This is a genomic window from Methylovirgula sp. 4M-Z18 (assembly GCF_037890675.1).
Lineage (GTDB): Bacteria > Pseudomonadota > Alphaproteobacteria > Rhizobiales > Beijerinckiaceae > 4M-Z18.
The window spans coordinates 4,550,217-4,566,979 of record NZ_CP149574.1 but is presented as its reverse complement, the minus strand read 5'-3'; the positions used below and the strand labels follow the sequence as shown (position 1 = coordinate 4,566,979).

General features: G+C 61.5%; 18 protein-coding genes. 8 read left to right on the top strand and 10 right to left on the bottom strand.

The annotated features are described in order from the left end of the window. Nucleotides 1-438: 438 nt before the first annotated feature. Nucleotides 439-1,737, bottom strand: a complete 1,299-nt coding sequence (locus V9T28_RS21130) for an SAM-dependent methyltransferase (protein ID WP_245424174.1) — start codon at nucleotides 1,735-1,737, stop codon at nucleotides 439-441. A 287-nt stretch (nucleotides 1,738-2,024) separates the two neighbouring features. Between V9T28_RS21130 and V9T28_RS21125 the strand changes: the two genes are divergently transcribed. Further along, nucleotides 2,025-2,402, top strand: coding sequence for a hypothetical protein (locus V9T28_RS21125; protein ID WP_116401925.1), 378 nt, complete (start codon nucleotides 2,025-2,027; stop codon nucleotides 2,400-2,402). 10 nt (nucleotides 2,403-2,412) lie between these two features. On the opposite strand, the gene V9T28_RS21120 is transcribed toward V9T28_RS21125, so the two are convergent. Genes V9T28_RS21120 through miaB form a run of 4 tightly spaced genes read right to left on the bottom strand, consistent with a single transcriptional unit; the run spans nucleotide 2,413 to nucleotide 6,402 of the window. Further along, the gene (locus V9T28_RS21120) at nucleotides 2,413-3,516 is read right to left on the bottom strand and encodes a hemolysin family protein (RefSeq protein WP_116401924.1); all 1,104 of its coding nucleotides are present in this window, start codon (nucleotides 3,514-3,516) and stop codon (nucleotides 2,413-2,415) included. Beyond that, nucleotides 3,513-4,010, bottom strand: coding sequence for an rRNA maturation RNase YbeY (ybeY, locus tag V9T28_RS21115; RefSeq protein WP_245424173.1), 498 nt, complete (start codon nucleotides 4,008-4,010; stop codon nucleotides 3,513-3,515). Before ybeY ends, V9T28_RS21120 begins: the two co-directional genes overlap by 4 nt. Before the next feature lie 8 nt (nucleotides 4,011-4,018). Next, nucleotides 4,019-5,050, bottom strand: coding sequence for a PhoH family protein (locus tag V9T28_RS21110; protein WP_116401944.1), 1,032 nt, complete (start codon nucleotides 5,048-5,050; stop codon nucleotides 4,019-4,021). Between the two features lie 5 nt (nucleotides 5,051-5,055). Further along, a complete protein-coding gene (gene miaB / locus V9T28_RS21105; RefSeq protein WP_245424172.1) occupies nucleotides 5,056-6,402 on the bottom strand; it encodes a tRNA (N6-isopentenyl adenosine(37)-C2)-methylthiotransferase MiaB in 1,347 nt (448 codons plus the stop codon). A 275-nt stretch (nucleotides 6,403-6,677) separates the two neighbouring features. Here miaB and V9T28_RS21100 point away from each other — a divergent pair, with 275 nt between their 5' ends. Next, nucleotides 6,678-6,935: a type II toxin-antitoxin system VapB family antitoxin gene (locus tag V9T28_RS21100; protein ID WP_116401921.1), complete on the top strand. Its 258-nt coding sequence runs from the start codon at nucleotides 6,678-6,680 to the stop codon at nucleotides 6,933-6,935. Then, nucleotides 6,935-7,321 carry a type II toxin-antitoxin system VapC family toxin gene (locus tag V9T28_RS21095; protein ID WP_116401920.1) on the top strand — a complete coding sequence of 129 codons (387 nt, stop codon included), beginning with the start codon at nucleotides 6,935-6,937 and terminating at the stop codon, nucleotides 7,319-7,321. Before V9T28_RS21100 ends, V9T28_RS21095 begins: the two co-directional genes overlap by 1 nt. 12 nt (nucleotides 7,322-7,333) lie before the next feature. Here V9T28_RS21095 and V9T28_RS21090 read toward each other — a convergent pair whose 3' ends face one another. The 5 genes from V9T28_RS21090 to V9T28_RS21070 form a co-directional block, all read right to left on the bottom strand. Beyond that, nucleotides 7,334-8,170, bottom strand: a complete 837-nt coding sequence (locus V9T28_RS21090; protein WP_158554853.1) for a lysophospholipid acyltransferase family protein — start codon at nucleotides 8,168-8,170, stop codon at nucleotides 7,334-7,336. Nucleotides 8,171-8,178: 8 nt separating this feature from the next. Beyond that, a complete protein-coding gene (gene rimI, locus V9T28_RS21085; protein ID WP_116401918.1) occupies nucleotides 8,179-8,661 on the bottom strand; it encodes a ribosomal protein S18-alanine N-acetyltransferase in 483 nt (160 codons plus the stop codon). Nucleotides 8,662-8,666: 5 nt separating this feature from the next. Continuing rightward, nucleotides 8,667-9,353, bottom strand: a complete 687-nt coding sequence (tsaB, locus tag V9T28_RS21080) for a tRNA (adenosine(37)-N6)-threonylcarbamoyltransferase complex dimerization subunit type 1 TsaB (RefSeq protein ID WP_116401917.1) — start codon at nucleotides 9,351-9,353, stop codon at nucleotides 8,667-8,669. Nucleotides 9,354-9,430: 77 nt separating this feature from the next. Further along, nucleotides 9,431-10,018, bottom strand: coding sequence for a malonic semialdehyde reductase (locus V9T28_RS21075; RefSeq protein WP_116401916.1), 588 nt, complete (start codon nucleotides 10,016-10,018; stop codon nucleotides 9,431-9,433). A gap of 77 nt (nucleotides 10,019-10,095) precedes the next feature. Next, nucleotides 10,096-10,662, bottom strand: coding sequence for a NifU family protein (locus V9T28_RS21070; RefSeq protein WP_116401915.1), 567 nt, complete (start codon nucleotides 10,660-10,662; stop codon nucleotides 10,096-10,098). 212 nt (nucleotides 10,663-10,874) lie between these two features. On the opposite strand from V9T28_RS21070, the gene V9T28_RS21065 reads away from it, so the two are divergent. Genes V9T28_RS21065 through V9T28_RS21045 form a run of 5 tightly spaced genes read left to right on the top strand, consistent with a single transcriptional unit; the run spans nucleotide 10,875 to nucleotide 16,720 of the window. Further along, nucleotides 10,875-11,930 (top strand): sugar phosphate isomerase/epimerase family protein, encoded by a 1,056-nt coding sequence (locus V9T28_RS21065; RefSeq protein ID WP_116401914.1) that lies wholly within the window; start codon nucleotides 10,875-10,877, stop codon nucleotides 11,928-11,930. Nucleotides 11,931-11,952: 22 nt separating this feature from the next. Further along, on the top strand, nucleotides 11,953-13,128 hold the full coding sequence (locus V9T28_RS21060) for a Gfo/Idh/MocA family protein (protein WP_116401913.1): 1,176 nt from the start codon (nucleotides 11,953-11,955) through the stop codon (nucleotides 13,126-13,128). Between the two features lie 53 nt (nucleotides 13,129-13,181). Next, nucleotides 13,182-14,723, top strand: coding sequence for a sugar ABC transporter ATP-binding protein (locus tag V9T28_RS21055; RefSeq protein ID WP_116401912.1), 1,542 nt, complete (start codon nucleotides 13,182-13,184; stop codon nucleotides 14,721-14,723). Then, nucleotides 14,720-15,727, top strand: a complete 1,008-nt coding sequence (locus V9T28_RS21050; RefSeq protein ID WP_116401911.1) for an ABC transporter permease — start codon at nucleotides 14,720-14,722, stop codon at nucleotides 15,725-15,727. The genes V9T28_RS21055 and V9T28_RS21050 overlap by 4 nt, the downstream gene beginning before the upstream one ends. A gap of 51 nt (nucleotides 15,728-15,778) precedes the next feature. Then, entirely contained in the window at nucleotides 15,779-16,720 is a 942-nt protein-coding gene (locus tag V9T28_RS21045) for an ABC transporter substrate-binding protein (protein WP_116401910.1), read from the top strand. Nucleotides 16,721-16,763: the final 43 nt, after the last annotated feature.

Here is a 16,763-nt window from a genome sequence, read left to right as displayed (position 1 = left end):
ATGGATTGCTTCGTCGCTGCGCTCCTCGCAATGACGCGAGACAACTATCCTATTGAAGAAAAATTCACTGAGCAGATTCCAAATTATTGTCTTTGCTCGGCTTCTCTCAGTCGCCGTTCATGTTCCCAACGCCATTCATTGTAAGCGCCTGGATCGGGATTCTCTTTCAATCTCAAATAGTAATGCGCCCGGCGACCTACATCCTCCTCGCCCTGATGATGAAAAAAAGTCATCGTTTTGAACTGGTATGCCTATGGATTCGCAATGGTTCGAGTCTGTGAAAAGTCTGTAGTACTCTCGCGCCAGTGACGAAGCATCATCTGAAGAATAATCAGACTCTTCCATCAAATGCTTGATTACACCATCAAACAGCGTGTTTGTTTCTTCGTCCGTCGGCAGTTTGGGTTCCACAATCAAGCCTCCACAAAACTCCAGGCTTCACTCATACCAGTCCGCCCGCGTCGGCGGCAGGCCAGCGGAGCCTTTGCTCTTTTTCGACACCAGCGTCTGGAAAATGCCGACCGCGCCGCGTTCGAAGGCGAGCGCACAGCCGGCGAGATAGAGCAGCCAGATGCGCAATTTCGCGTCGCCGACTTCCGCCGCCGCCGCGTCGCGATGCGCGTAAAGACGCTCGCACCATAATCTGCAGGTGCGCGCGTAATGTTCGCGCCAGGCCTCGACGTCGAGCACCTCGAAACGGTTGCGCTCGAGATTGGCGAGCGACATGCCGATATGGTCGAGTTCGCCGCCGGGGAAAATGTACGTTGTGATGGCGCGATATTGCGAATTCTGCTTGCGGAAACTTTTGTCGTCGCGCTTGGCCGGCCGCGCGATCGCATGGTTGAGTAACAAGCCGCGCGGTTTCAAGAGATCGTGCATCTTTTGAAAATAGGCTTGGTGATTGTCGATGCCGACATGTTCGAACATGCCGATCGACGCGATCTTGTCGAATGTGCCGGAAATGTCGCGAAAATCGCGCAGTTCCACATGCACGCGATCCGCGAGGCCCAAACGTTCGATCTTGGCTTTGGTGAAATCGAGCTGTGCCTGGCTGAGCGTCACACCATAGGCTTCAACGCCGTAATGCTGTGCCGCGTGGCACACGAGGCCGCCCCAGCCGCAGCCAATGTCGAGAAATTTCTCGCCCTTCTGCAGCCGCAACTTGCGGCAGATCATATCGAGCTTGGCCTTCTGCGCCTCCTCCAATGAGGCGTCCCAGCGCGGATAATAGGCGCAGGAATATTGCATCTCGGGATCGAGGAAGAGGCCGTAGAAATGGTTCGACAGATCGTAATGGAATTGCACCAGCGCCTTGTCGTCGCGTCCGGCCTCTTTCTTGTCGGCGATCTTGCCGGTGAAATCATGGCGCGCCGTCTCCTGCGCCGAACCGAAGACGAAGGGCAGGGCGCTTTTGATAAGCAACGCCTTGTTGAGCCGCTTGAACAGTTTTTTCGTCTGCATTTCGCCGCGCTTGGCGGCAAGATCGAGCAAGGTGCCGCCCTCGATCTCGATTTCGCCGGAGGCGAGGCAGCTGACGATCGTATCGAACCGCGGACGGCGCGCGAGCCGGGTCAGTGCCGTTGGCGTATGAATGGCAACGCCGACCGTCGACTCCGGCCGCGTGCCGAGCGGAATCTTCTCACCGTCCCACAGACGCACATAGAGATCGGCATCGAGATGGTCGGCGAGATGGGTGATGAGGGTCTGCGCGGCTTTCAGGCGTTTGTCGGGTTGCACGGCGGGCTTTGCTTTCCGGATGAAGGATCGGTGTGCTTTTAACACATCGCGGCGGGAAGGCGAGCAACGCCACGGGTTGAAGGCAAAAACGTGACCGCCGACCACATTTTGGTTATTCTTCGCCGCTAATGCGGTCCTCATACCAACGTTCACGAAGAGTGACCGTTGGTTCCTTTCTTCATTTTTCGCCTTTTCAAGGCGATAGCGAAAAATGAAGAGCGGTCCAAAGGTCGCTTCTCGCGACCTTTGGTATTACCGATCAATTCATGACGCGAAGGCGAGATGTAATGCGATTTGCCACAACCCTCTCCGCGCTGGTTCTTTGCACCGGCGCCGCCCTGCTGACAGCCTCGGCCGAGGCTGCGACGATCAAACACAAGACGGTGGGATGCCGCAAAGATGCCGATCTGAAAAAACCGGCAGCGTTCGAGAGCATGATCACCAACGGCGAATGTTTCCAGCTTCTCGACGATTCGACCGTCTCGGTGGATCAGCGGCACGGGCCTTATGTTTGCGTGCGGCCGTCCGGCGTGATCGATTGTCTATGGGTCGCCGCCAATGTGATCGACGAAGCCGGCGGGACGTCCGAGTCGGACTCGCATGCGTCGATGGGCCAGGCGTTCTTCATGAAGCCCTTCACCTTGAAGCCCAAGCAAGAACAATAAGCGGCTTGTTCTAGCCTGATATGTCCTTGCCTTCGGCCGGATTGCCTGCGTCCTCGGCCGGCTGATCGGCGGGTGTTTCGTCATTGCGCCGGCGCGCCCGCCGGGCTTGGACCGCCGCATTGGCCGATCCCGGCGGATGAATGCGGATGCGTTTCAGCCGGCGCGGATCGGCATCGACGATCTCGAATTCCAGTCCGTCCTTGGCCGCGACGATTTCGCCGCGCACCGGCACGCGTCCGGCGAGACTCGTGACGAGGCCGCCGAGCGTATCCACTTCCTCGGCGTCGGCCATGCTGGTGAGATCGGTGCCGACGGCCTTGGAGACATCTTCCAGCGAGCCGCGCGCATCGACGACGAAACTGCCGTCGGGAGCGGCGTGCACGTTCAGCGTCTCGGCTTCGTCGTGCTCATCCTCGATATCGCCGACGATCATTTCGACGATGTCCTCGATCGAAACGAGGCCGTCCGTGCCGCCATATTCATCGATCACCAGCGCCATATGGGTGCGCGTCGCCTGCATTTTGACGAGCAGGTCGAGCGCCGGCATGGAGGGTGGCACGAACAGGACGGGACGGAGGATTTTCGCGCTGGAAAGCGGCACCGAAAAATCGAGCATGCCGAAAGCCGGCCGCCTTGCCGGCTCCTCCGGCGCGGCCTCCGCTACGGCCGCCTTACCGCGCCGTTTGCGACGCACACCGCTTTCGGCTTTCGAGGCAAGAAAATCGATGAAGTCGCGGATATGCACCATGCCGCGCGGATCGTCGAGCGTGTCGCCATAGACGGGAAAGCGCGAATGGCCTGCGGTGCGGAACGCACTCAAGGCATCGGCCAAGCTGATCTCGGCGGGGAGCGCGATAATGTCGGCGCGCGGGATCATCACGTCCTCGACCCGCAAATCATGCAGGCTAAGCACGTTCTTGAGCATCAGGCGCTCTTGCTGCGAGATATCCGCCGAGGTCGTATGTTCCTCGAGCGCATCTTCGATATCGTCGCGCACGGATGCATGTGTGATGCCGAGCATCGTCCGGAGCCGGGTCAGAAGAGTCGGCCGCTCCACGGCGACCGCATCGTTCTCGCCGTCGCCCAAAATCTCGCGCTTCTCACTCGTACTCATGATCGTGGTGCCTCGATCAGACTGAGGTCGCGGTAGGGATCGTCGATGCCAAGACGCTGCAAACTCCGCCGTTCCAAATCTTCCATCACCTGCGCTTCGTCTTCGCTCATATGGTCATAGCCGATGAGATGCAGGAACCCGTGAATGACGAGATGGGTGACGTGATCGCTCAGCGCCTTCGCCTCGTCTTTGGCCTCCCGTGCACAGGTCTCGAACGCGATGGCGATATCGCCCAGCATCGGCGCCTTGCCAAGATCCTGCACGGCCGCAGCCGGAAACGACAATACATTGGTCGGCTTGTCGAAGCCGCGCCACTGCTTGTTGAGCGTCTGGATCTCCGCATCATCGCAGAAGAGCAGACTGAGTTCCGCGTCTTTCTTGAGCTTCACTTTGGTCTCGCCGCAGGCCGCCGCAACCGCACGGGCGGTAAGCGCCAGCAACGCCTCCTCGTCGCCAAGAGCATTCCAGGCGTCGGATTCAATAGCGATGTCCACAACCGGTGTCATGATGACTGACTGTTCGCCTTTCGCGCAGCCGCCTCATAAGCGCCGACGATCCGGCGCACGAGATCGTGCCGCACCACATCGGAATCCTTGAAGACCACGTGACCGATGCCTTCGAGCCCGCCGAGCAATTGGATCGCCTCACTCAGGCCCGAGCGTTGGCCGGGCGGCAGATCGGTTTGCGTCGGATCGCCGGTGATGATCATGCGCGAGCCTTCGCCAAGGCGGGTCAGGAACATTTTCATCTGCATGGAAGTCGCGTTCTGCGCCTCGTCGAGCAGAATGGCCGCATTGGTCAGCGTGCGCCCGCGCATGAAGGCGAGCGGTGCCACCTCGATCATGCCGGTCTGCATGCCGCGTTCGAGAAAACGGCCGTCCATGAAATCATGTAGCGCATCATAGATCGGCCGCAAATACGGATCGACCTTGTCCTTCATGTCGCCGGGCAGGAAACCGAGACGCTCGCCTGCCTCGACCGCCGGGCGCGACAGCACAAGCTTGTCGACGATGCCTTGTTCGAGCAGCGAAACCGCATGCCCGACCGCGAGCCAGGTCTTGCCGGTGCCTGCAGGTCCTGCCGCGAAGACCATTTCGCATTTCTTCATGACACGCAGATAGTAATCCTGCGCCTGATTGCGCGCCCGCACGAGCCCACGCTTGCGCGTGGAAATGTGATCGAAGCCGAACGATTTGGCTTCGGTCTCCTTGGGGAAGAGCGAGCCTTGCAGCACGCCTTCCTCGATGATCCCGTCGACATCGCCGGGGGAGGCCGATTGGCCTTGTTTCACACGCTCGTACAAGATTTCGAACACTTTCTGCGCCCGTGTCACCGCCTCGGGCGCGCCTTTGATGACCACGTGATTGCCGTTGGCATTGGCCGATACGTTCAGCCGGCGCTCGATGCGCGCGATATTTTGATCGTAGTGGCCAAATACCAGAGAGGCGAGCCGGTTGTCTTCGAAGGCGAGCGTCACTTCGGCGCCTTTGTCAGCCGGCAAGGATTGCTTCGTGTCCCGCGTGCCGCCGTTCAGTAATGTCAAGCGCGCCTCTCCTGCAAAGGTTTATCGAGCAATTCCCCGAGCAGCGAATTGCTGCTCAATCCCACGATCCGTACCGGCACCACCTGACCGATGAGCGAGACGTCGCCGTCCGCATGCACCGCTTGCAGCCAAGGCGTCTTGCCGCCGATCTGGCCGCTATAGCGGCCGGGCTTTTCGACCAGCATCTCGGTGGTGACGCCGACCGTCTCCTGATTGAACGCCTGGCGCTGCGCCTCGACCAAAGTCTGCAGGCGGCCTAAACGCTCGGCCATCACCTCATGCGGAATGTGGCCGTCCATCTCGGCCGCCGGCGTGCCCGGACGCGAGGAATATTTGAACGAGAAGGTCGAGGCGAAACCGACTTCTTCGATCAGGTCGAGCGTCGCCTGAAACTCCGCTTCCGTCTCGCCGGGAAAGCCGACGATGAAGTCGGAGGACAGCGCAATATCGGGCCGGACGCTACGGATACGCCACACAAGATCGATATAGTCCTGCGCCGTGTGCCTGCGGTTCATCGCCTCGAGAATGCGGTCAGATCCCGCCTGCACCGGCAGGTGCAAAAACGGCATGAGCTGCGGCAGATCGCCATGGGCAGCGATGAGCTCGTCATCCATGTCGCGCGGATGGCTCGTCATGTAGCGCAGGCGCGCGACGCCCGGCACGTCACTGAGGCGGCGCAGCAGGCGGCCGAGCGTCCAGGCCTTGCCGTCCGGCCCGATGCCATGCCAGGCATTCACGTTCTGGCCGAGCAGCGTGATTTCGCGTACGCCATGGGCGGTAAGGCGTTCGACCTCGCTCAGGATACGGTCGACGGGGCGGGAAAATTCCGCGCCGCGCGTGTAGGGCACGACGCAGAAGGTGCAGAATTTGTCGCAGCCTTCCTGCACGGTCACGAAAGCCGAGACGCCGCGCGCCCGGGTTTTCTCCGCCGTCGGCTGGGTGAGCGCGTCGAACTTGTCCTCGACCGGGAAATCCGTGTCGACGACGCCGGGGCGGCGGCCGAACGCGCGCTTTTCCCGCGCCTCGCTCAAAAGATCCGGCAGGCGATGATAACTCTGCGGCCCGACCACGACGTCGACCGCCGGCTGCCGGCGAATGATTTCGGCGCCCTCGGCCTGGGCAACGCAGCCGGCGACCGCGATCATCGTCTCGCGGCCCTGCGCGGCGCGCTCCTCTTTCAGCACCCGGACCTTACCGAGCTCGGAAAAAATCTTCTCGCTCGCCCGTTCGCGAATATGACAGGTGTTCAGGATGATGAGGTCGGCGTCTTCGATTTCGCTTGTCTCGTCAAAACCTTCCGGCGCTAGCACGTCCGCCATGCGACTGGCGTCGTAGACATTCATCTGGCAGCCGTAGGATTTGACAAAAAGCTTGCGCCGATTGCTAGTTCCTTGATCTATCTCTCGTTTTCCGTCCAAGTGACCCGTCTCTGCGCCCGTCCGTCGCGTCATCTGCGAGCTAAAATGCCTTCCGCCCCAAAGCGGCCTTGTCGGTCTCTTTTACGTCTTTTTGCAGAGGATGAGAACAGAAAGATGACATCTGGAGGCGCGTCGAGCGGTTTGACACACATATCGAGGCAGGGTAGAATTAGCCATAAATGGTAGAAAATGAGGCTTCGATGTCTCTCAACATCAAAAATCCGGAGACCGTTGCGCTTGCGGCGGAGGTCGCGCGGCGTGCCGGCCAAACGAAGACCGCCGCAATCCACCAAGCCCTCCAGGAGCGCTTGAAGCGGATGGGCGGGGACGACGCAGCCAACGAGCGCCTGCTGGCGGAACTGCGGGCGATTTCCAAGCGCGTGGCATCGCTGCCGAAACTCGATGACCGCAGCGACGAAGAGATCATCGGCTATGACGAACACGGCGTGCCCATCTGATGGTCATCGATACCTCCGCGCTCGTCGCCATTCTGCAGAACGAAGCAGAAGCCGAAACGTTCCGGCACGCCATCATAAATGCGCCCCTTCGCCTGGTCCCCGCGACCTGCGTCCTTGAGGCCCGCATGGTGCTGGTGGGCCGGCGCGGCGAAGCGACCCTTGCCGAACTCGATCTGTGGCTGGCCAAGGCCATGGTCGACATCGTACCTATCGACACCTCGCTTATCGACATCGCCACCACGGCTTGGCTGACCTATGGCAAAGGCCGTCATCCCGCCGGCCTGAATTTTGCCGATTGTCTCTCCTACGCCTTGGCGAAGCGCGCCGGCGAGCCCTTGCTGTTCAAAGGCAACGATTTCTCGCTGACTGATATTGAAGCGGCGTGATTTGCGCGTTCTTCATTCCGCCGGACTCGCGATCAGTCCGACATTTGTCCCGACGGGCTTCACATCGGCTGCGTGCCCGTGCACCAACTCTCCCAGCCTCGTGCGGGTCGTCATGCGCACCGCCGCGCACAGATCCTTGCGCGTCATGGCCTGCGTCACTTGCACCGGTTCGTCGAAACTCACCACGCAATCGACCGGGCCGTCGCGCAGCAAGTCCCACAGATGCGGCGCCAATGTCATGTCGCCGTACCAGGCGACCTGCATGCGGCCGATGCGGCCGAGCGGTAGGCCGTCGCGCCGCATGTAGGCGATGCTCACCGGTTGTACCCAAACGTCCCCGTCGCGCAGGGCTATTTTTGCCGCCTCGAAATGCGAGGAATGGAATTTCATCAGCCGATTGCCGTCGCCCGTCGTGCCTTCGGCGAACAACACGACCCGATCACCGCGCCGCATATGCGCGGCGAGTTGCGCGTTGACCGCCGGGATCGCGGTGCGGCGGCCGCGCACCACGAAGATCGTGCCGCAAAGCCGCGCCATCGGGCCGATGATCGGCCACGTGCCCACCTCGCTTTTTGCGAGGAAACTCAGCGGATAGAGGCCGCCCAGCACGGAAATATCAGTCCAGGAAACGTGATTGGGGGCCAGCATCAGGGTCGGCACCGACGCGGGCGACCCGACGGCGCGGACGCGCAGCCGCAACAGGCGGCACAGGCCACGATGAAACAGAATGACCAGCCAGGTCTGCATCCGTGCCGTGCCGAAGCGCCGCAAAACCATTTGCGTCGGCACGCCGAACAGAAAAAAGCCGAGCAAGAAGAGCACCAGACCACAGGCGCGCAGATAGGCCATCGAAAACATCACCCCAAATCGCAGCGCAGCATCAAGGCCGTCGCCGTTGAGCCGTCAGCTTTGCGGTAATAGCCGTGGCGTTTGCCAATTTCATGAAAGCCAAGATGCGCATAGAGCCCCTGTGCGGCAACATTGCCATCCTCGACTTCCAGAAACAGGCTTTTCACCTGCGCCTCCGTGAGCCGTGCCATATGGGCATTCAGCAGCTGGCGGCCGAGGCCCCGGCGCCGGTGATGGGGATCGAGCACGATCGACAGAATTTCCGCCTCGTCCGCCACGGTCTGCGACAGGACGAAGCCGAAAAGCGCTTGGCCGTGGCTGTCGAAGATCCCGTCGGCGACGGTCGTGCGGGCGCCAAGCAGTCGCTCAAAATCCGCCTCGCTCCAGGCATGGGCGAAAGCGGATTCATGCAGGCGCGCGCAGTCCTGCGCGGCGGCCATATCGAGCGGCCGGATAAGGGAAGGAGGCGTCTTGCCGAAGAGGGAGAACATTTTTCTTACGGCACGCGGGCGATGCGGCCTTTCTCCTGCGGCTTGGCGTCGGGCGCTTTGAGATAATAGGGCGTCGGGCGCGCCGTCTCGGGATCGGACAAGAGGCCGAGCCGGCCGATATAGGCTACATCGGGGGCAACCAGCGCGCCGACCGCCTCGGCCCGCAGGCCGATCGACCAGGCTTCGATCGCCAGCAGCGGCGCGCCGGAACCGGTGAAGCGGTAGGGGTCGGAGCCGCAGGTGCGGATCGCGTCGCGCACCGTGGTGAGGCGCGGCGGCACGATCATGCGGCCGTTGCCCGCCATGGCGTGATAATAGACATTGCCGTGATGGGCGTCGATCGCCGCAACGATCGTGGTCGGCAGCTTGTCCGCGACGAGCGGTGCGGCCAGTGCCGATAGGGTGGAAACGCCGACGACCGGGATCGAACAGGCGATGCCGATGGCGCGGGCCGCCGCAATGCCGACGCGGATGCCGGTGAACGAACCCGGACCGACCGACACGGCCACCCGCTCGAGCGCCTCGAACCCGCCCGGGATTTGCGAGACGACCCGGTCGATCATCGGCATCAACGCCTCCGCATGGCCGCGCGCCATGACGATGGATTCATGCGCCAAAGGTTTGACCAGGTTGGAATCGAGCACACAGACCGAGCAGGCGCCGAGCGCCGTATCAAGAGCGAGAATCTTCATATTGGAACCATAGACGAACGAAGGGCCGGCTTCCAGCGCGCCATGCGGGCGGCATCGCCACTCTCCGTTACATCACGTCACAGAATTTTTGCGAATTCGTCAAAATCGAGCCGCGGATTGCGCGGGAAGAGCTTGGACACATCGCCATAGCCGAGATTACACAGGAAATTCGCCTTGATCTTGCCGTCCGGGAAAAACGCTTTGTCGAGGCCGTCCGCATCGAAGCCCGACATGGGGCCGCAATCGAGCCCGAGCGCGCGGGCCGCCAAGATCAAATAGCCGCCTTGCAGGCTGGAATTGCGGAAGGCGGTCGCACGGATCGCGACATCGTTACCGGCAAACCAGCTCCGCGCATCGGCCTGCGGAAACAATTTCGGCAGTTTCTCATAAAATTCAAGGTCTTGTGCGACGATCACGGTCACCGGCGCCACCATCGTCTTGTCGCGGTTGCCCTCCGACAAAAACGGTTTCAGCTTGGCCTTGGCTTCCGGCGATTTGAGGAAGAACAGCCGCGCGGGCGAGCAATTTGCCGAGGTCGGGCCCCATTTCATGAGATCGGTCAATTGGTGCAGCAAGGAATCGGGGACATCCTTCGGGAGCCACACATTGTGGGTCCGGGCTGTGCGGAACAATTGATCGAGCGCAGAATCGGGCAGGGCTGACATGAAGGCTCCTTGATACGGTAACGGGCCTATCCGTTTTGCCGGGTAGGCCCGTTCAGTTCACAAATGGTCGGGTGAAATCAGACCTGCTCGACCGCGCGCACGTCGGGGAGAAAATGCCGCAGCAGGTTTTGAATGCCGTGTTTGAGCGTTGCCGTCGAGGACGGGCAGCCGGCGCAGGAGCCCTTCATATAGAGATAGACGATCCCGTCGCGAAAACCGCGGAAAGTGATGTCGCCGCCATCGCCGGCCACCGCCGGCCGCACCCGCGTATCGAGTAATTCCTTGATCGTCGCCACGGTTTCGGCATCGCTTTCGGCGTAAAATTCGGCATCGCCGCCGTCCGCGTCGGACGTCACGACCTCGCCTTCCAGCAAGGGCTCGCCCGACTGGTAATGTTCCATGATCGCGCCTAGGATGGCTGGCTTGAGATGCTGCCACTCGCCTTCGGATTTGGAGACAGTCACGAAATCCGATCCGTAAAACACGCCGGAGACGCCGGGAATGGAGAAGAGCGCCCGCGCGAGGGGTGAACGGCCCGCCTCTTCGACGCTCCGCATATCGAGCGTGCCTTCCCCCATCACCGGCTTGCCGGGAAGAAATTTCAAAGTCGCCGGATTGGGAGTGGCTTCGGTTTGAATGAACATGGCCGCTGTTTTACCTCTCGACGCCGTCGCTCAGGCCTGTGGAGCGTTTAGAATAACTCTAACACATGTAGTGCTTTGCCCGGGAGGCGGCAATCCCCGCCGATCACCGCCGCGCCATTCATTCGAGCTATGCCGATTCGGCCCTTGCGGGCCATGATCAAAAAGGCTGAAATGCTAGTCAACAAGCCGATAGGCATGACGGGGAGCGAGCGGTGAAGACCATTCAAGGACCGGCGATATTCCTGGCGCAATTTGCTGGCGACGCGGCGCCTTTTAACTCCTTTGCATCGATCTGCGCCTGGGCCGCTTCGCTCGGCTACAAGGGCGTGCAGATCCCCTCCTGGGACAAAAGATTGTTCGACCTCGAGCGCGCCTCCGAGTCGCAAACCTATTGCGACGAGATCAAAGGCGTCGCGGCGAGCCATGGCCTTGCCGTCACCGAACTCTCGACGCATTTGCAAGGGCAATTGGTCGCGGTGCATCCCGCTTATGACACGGCCTTCGACGGCTTTGCCGACGCGGCCGTGCGCGGCAATCCGAAGGCCCGCACCGAATGGGCGATCGATCAGGTCCGGCGTGCGCTGACGGCCTCCAGGCGGCTCGGCCTGTCCGCCCATGCGACTTTTTCCGGCGCCTTGGCGTGGCCCTATATTTACCCCTGGCCGCAACGGCCGGCCGGCCTGGTCGAAGCGGCCTTCGACGAACTCGCCAAACGGTGGCGGCCGATTCTCGATCACGCCGATGCGCAAGGGGTCGATGTCGCCTATGAGATTCATCCCGGCGAAGACCTGCATGACGGCGTTTCCTACGAGATGTTTCTGAGCCGCGTGAACAATCACAAGCGCGCCAATCTCCTGTACGACCCATCGCATTTCGTGCTGCAGCAGCTCGAGTATCTCGACTACATCGACATCTACCACGAGCGGATCAAAGCCTTTCACGTCAAGGATGCCGAATTCAACCCGACCGGACGGCAAGGCGTCTATGGCGGCTTTCAATCCTGGGTGGATCGCGCCGGGCGCTTCCGCTCGCTCGGCGACGGGCAGGTGGATTTCGGTGGCATTTTCTCGAAACTGACCGCCTATGATTATGCGAGCTGGGCCGTGCTCGAATGGGAATGCTGCCTCAAACATCCTGAGGATGGCGCGCGCGAAGGCGCCGAATTCATCCGTCATCACATCATTCGGGTGACGGAAAAAGCCTTCGACGATTTTGCCGACGCCGGCACGGATGATGCCGCCAACCGCAAAATGCTTGGGCTCGCTTAACGTTCGAAAAAGGATCACGCGCATGGCGATTGAGGGAAGCAAAACGACGCAGCGCGTGCCGCGCATCCGCCTGGGCATGGTCGGCGGCGGGCAGGGCGCCTTTATCGGCGCAGTGCATCGCATCGCCGCCCGGCTCGACGACCAATATGAGTTCGTGGCCGGCGCCTTGTCTGCCGATCCGGCGCGCGCCAAGGCCTCGGGCGAAGAACTCGGACTTGCACCCGATCGCGTTTACGCCTCCTTCGCGGAGATGGCGAAAGCGGAAAGTGCGCGGCCGGACGGCATCGAAGCTGTCGCGATCGTCACGCCCAATCACATGCACGCGCCGGCGGCCAAGGCGTTTCTGGAGGTCGGCATTCATGTCATCTGCGACAAGCCGCTGACGACGAGCGTCGCGGATGCCGAAGAGCTGGCGGCGCTGGTGCAATCGAGCGGTAAGATTTTCGCCGTCACCTACAATTATTCCGGCTATCCGATGATCCGGCAGGCGCGCGCCATGGTGGCAAACGGCGAACTCGGCCCGATCCGTCTGGTGCAGGCGGAATATCCGCAAGACTGGCTGACCGAGAGGATCGAAGCAAGCGGGCAAAAACAGGCGAGCTGGCGCACCGATCCCGCCCGCTCCGGCGTCGGCGGCTGTATCGGCGACATCGGCACCCACGCCTACCATCTCGCCTCCTTCGTGACCGGCCTGAAGCTCGACTCAGTGCTCGCGCAGCTCACGAGCTTCGTCGAAGGCCGCGCGCTCGACGACGACGCGCAAGTGATGCTGCGCTTTGAAGGCGGCGCCAAGGGCCTGTTATGGGCGAGCCAGGTGGCGGTCGGCCATGAGAACGGCTTGAAGCTCCGCATCTACGGCACCAAGGGCGGACTCGAATGGGTGCAGGCCGACCCGAATTACTTGTGGTTCACGCCCTATGGCGAACCCAAACGGCTCTACACCCGCGGCGGCGCCGGAGCCTTGCCGGACGCGGCGCGCGTGACCCGTGTGCCGGGCGGCCATCCCGAAGGTTATCTGGAAGGTTTCGCCACGATCTATGCCGAAGTGGCGAAAGCCATTCAGGCCGCGCGGACAGGCGCAAAGCCCGATCCCGACGTTCTGTTTCCCGGTGTCGCGGATGGCGTGTCGGGTGTAAAATTCGTCATGGCGGCGCATGACTCGAGTACGCGCGGAAACGTTTGGGTCAAGCTGCCGTAAGCAACGGCGGCACCGGCAAAACAATCGATTGACACTGCAGCAGGGAGGGCGGGGTGTCGGGAGGTTCTGGCGAGCACGCGGATTCAACGCCTGCCGAGGCTGTTCTCGCGACTCTTGGCGTCTCCAAGAGCTTTGGCGGTATCGAAGTCCTGAGCGACATTTCCATCGACCTCCATGCCGGCGAAGTGCATGCGGTGATCGGCGAGAACGGCGCCGGCAAATCGACGCTGATGAAGATTCTTGCCGGCCACTTGCCGCCAAGCGCCGGCACGTTGCGCATCGACGGCCAGGATATTCACTTTGCTGGGCCGGCAGAGGCCGAGCGGCGCGGCATCGTTCTGGTGCATCAGGAAATTTTTCTCGCACCGCATCTGACCGTCGCGCAGAACATCTTTCTCGGCCGCGAGATCCGCCGCGGCATCGGCCTCGACGATGCGGCCATGAACCGCCGCGCGCATGCGGCAGTGCTGGAACTCGGCGCCGACATCAGGCCGACGAAAGTTGTCGAACAGCTCTCGATCGCCCAGCGCCAGCTCGTGCAGATTGCGCGCGCCCTTTTGGTGCCGCACCGGGTGGTGATCTTCGACGAGCCGACCGCATCGCTTACCACGATCGAGACCGAGGCGCTGCTGCAAGTGATCGAGGCGATCAAGGCGAAGGGCATTGCCGTTCTCTACATTTCGCACCGGTTGCAGGAGGTGAAGGCGATTGCCGACCGCGTGAGCGTGCTGCGCGACGGCAAGTGGATCACCACCAGAGACATCGGCGCGCTCGAACCGCTCGACATGGCGCGGCTCATGGTTGGCCGCGACATCGCGAACCTTTATCCCGCCAAGCCGCCTGTGCCGCCGGCGAAGGCACTGCTGCAGGTCGAAGGCTTCAACGTGCCGGGCTTCGCGCGGGATGCAACTTTCACCCTGAACGAAGGGGAGATCCTCGGCTTTGCCGGGCTGATCGGCGCCGGCCGGACCGAATTGTTCGAAGGGCTCCTCGGCCTGCGGTCCGGCGCCGGCCAGATTCGCGTGGGCGAGACCGCGCGCCACTTTCACAATGCGCGCGAAGCCATGGATGCGGGCATCGTCTATTTGAGCGAGGATCGCAAAGGCAAAGGCCTGCTGCTGGCGCAGGATTTGCGCATAAACTTAAGTCTCGCGGCGCTGGCGAAGTTCCAGCATGGACCTTTGATCGATACGGTGCGCGAATGGTCGGCGCTGGACGAAGCGTTCAAGACTTTCGACATCCGCGCTCGCAGCAAGAAGCTGCTCGCCGGCCAGCTTTCCGGCGGCAACCAGCAAAAGTTGCTGGTCGCCAAAATGATGCTGCTGGAGCCGAAAATCGTGATCATCGACGAGCCGACCCGTGGCATCGATGTCGGCACCAAGGCGCAGATCTATCGCTTCATTGCTTCACTGGCGCGAAGCGGCAAGGCGGTGATCGTGATTTCCTCCGAAATGCAGGAGCTGATCGGCCTGTGCCATCGCATTCTCGTGATGCGCAACGGCCGTATCACCGGCGCCGTCGAAGGCGGCCAAATGACGGAAGCACAAATCGTCGTCTACGCGACCGGCGTCGATGAGCGGAGCGCCGCCCCATGAGCGAACAGGTAATGCCAGAGCCAAAGAAACGTGCGTGGCAGGATTCCGATCTGCGGACTTTCGCGCCCTTCGCCGCGCTGATCGTGCTGATGCTTGTCGGCTACGAGGTCAATACGCGTTTCATCGATCTCGAAAATCTCACCAATGTGCTCGCGCGCAGCGCGTTCATCGCGACCATCGCGGTCGGCGCGACCTTCGTCATTACCGCTGGCGGGCTCGATCTGTCGGTCGGCTCGATGGCGGCGCTGGTCTCGGGCTCGATGATCCTGTTCCTCAACCGTGCGCCGATCGAGAATCCCTATCTTCTGCTTGCAGCCGGCATGGCGTTGGCGCTGGCCCTCGGCGCGGTCTGCGGCCTGCTGAACGGCCTTGGCGTCACCAAGGGACATATCGAGCCGTTCATCGTCACCCTCGGCACCATGTCGATCGCGCGTTCGCTGCTGATCTGGCTCGCGAATGGCGGCTCGATCGCCATGAAGTCGATGGACCTGCGCGCCGATTACCGACCTGTCTATTTCGGCTCGATTTTCGGCGTGCCCTTTCCGGTTCTGGTCATTCTTGCCGTCGCCTTGATCGGCGCGTTCCTGCTGTATCGCACGGCGTTCGGGCGGCATGTGATGGCGGTAGGGTCGAACGAGGATGTCGCGCGCTATTCCGGCATTTCGGTCGCGCGGGTGCGCACGCTGACCTATGTCATCCAGGGCATCTGCGTGGCCATCGCGGTGCTCGTCTATGTGCCGCGGCTCGGCTCGACGACCTCGACCACCGGTCTTGGCTGGGAGCTGCAGGCGATCACCGCCGTCGTGGTCGGCGGCACGGCCTTGCGTGGCGGCGTCGGGCGGATTTGGGGCACGATCTGCGGTGCGCTGATCCTCGAAGTGATCGGCAACATCATGGTTCTGTCGAATTTTATCAGCGAAAATCTGGTCGGCGCTGTGCAGGGCGCGATCATCATCATCGCGATGCTGGTGCAGCGCTCGCTCGCGCGCAGGGCCAGCTCGTGAAGGAAAAACGCCATTCCTGCAATATCGAAGTTCACGCGAAGGGAGGAATCAATGCGTAAAATATTGACGGGTCTGATGATGGCGGGGGCGCTGTCCATTGCCGGTGCGGCGCATGCCGCCGACACCAAAACCATCGCCGTTTCCATTCCCGCCGCCGACCACGGCTGGACCGGCGGTGTTGTCTATCATGCCCAACAGGAGGCAAAGGCGCTGGAAGCACGCTATCCGGGCCTGAAAGTCATCGTCAAGACGTCGCCTGATGGCGCGAGCCAGGCCAATGCGCTCGAGGATCTCGCCACCCAGGGCATCGATGCGCTGGTGGCGCTGCCGCACAATTCCGATGAATTGACCGATCCGATCCGGCAGGTAAAATCCAAAGGCGTTTTCATCACCGTGGTCGACCGCGCCTTGCGCGAGCCGATCCAGGATCTCTATGTCGCGGGCAACAATCCTGAACTCGGCCGTGTCGCCGCCGCCTACATGAAGGATAAACTTAGCGGTAAAGGCGACATCGTCGTGATCCGCGGCTTGCCGATCGTGATCGACGAGCAGCGCGTGAATGCGTTCAACGACGGCATTAAAGGCACCGATATCAAGGTGATCGACAGCCAGTTCGGCAATTGGAGTCGCGACGATGCCTTCAAAGTCATGCAGGACTTCTTGACCAAACATCCGAAGATCGATGCCGTCTGGTGCCAGGACGACGACATGGCGGTCGGCGTGCTCGAAGCGATCAAACAGGCCAATCGTACGGACATCAAATTCGTCGTTGGCGGCGCCGGCATGAAGGACATGGTCAAGAAAGTGATGGATGGCGACAACATGATTCCCGTCGACGTACTCTATCCGCCGGCCATGGTCGCGGTCGCGATGGACCTGACCGCGGCCGGGCTCTACGACAAGGTGCCGGTGCGCGGGTCGTATATTCTCAACGCCACGCTGGTGACGAAGGAGAATGCAAAGAATTTCTACTACCCGGATTCGCCATTCTGAAGCGACGACACAATCCCTTCTCCCCGTTTACGGGGAGAAGGGC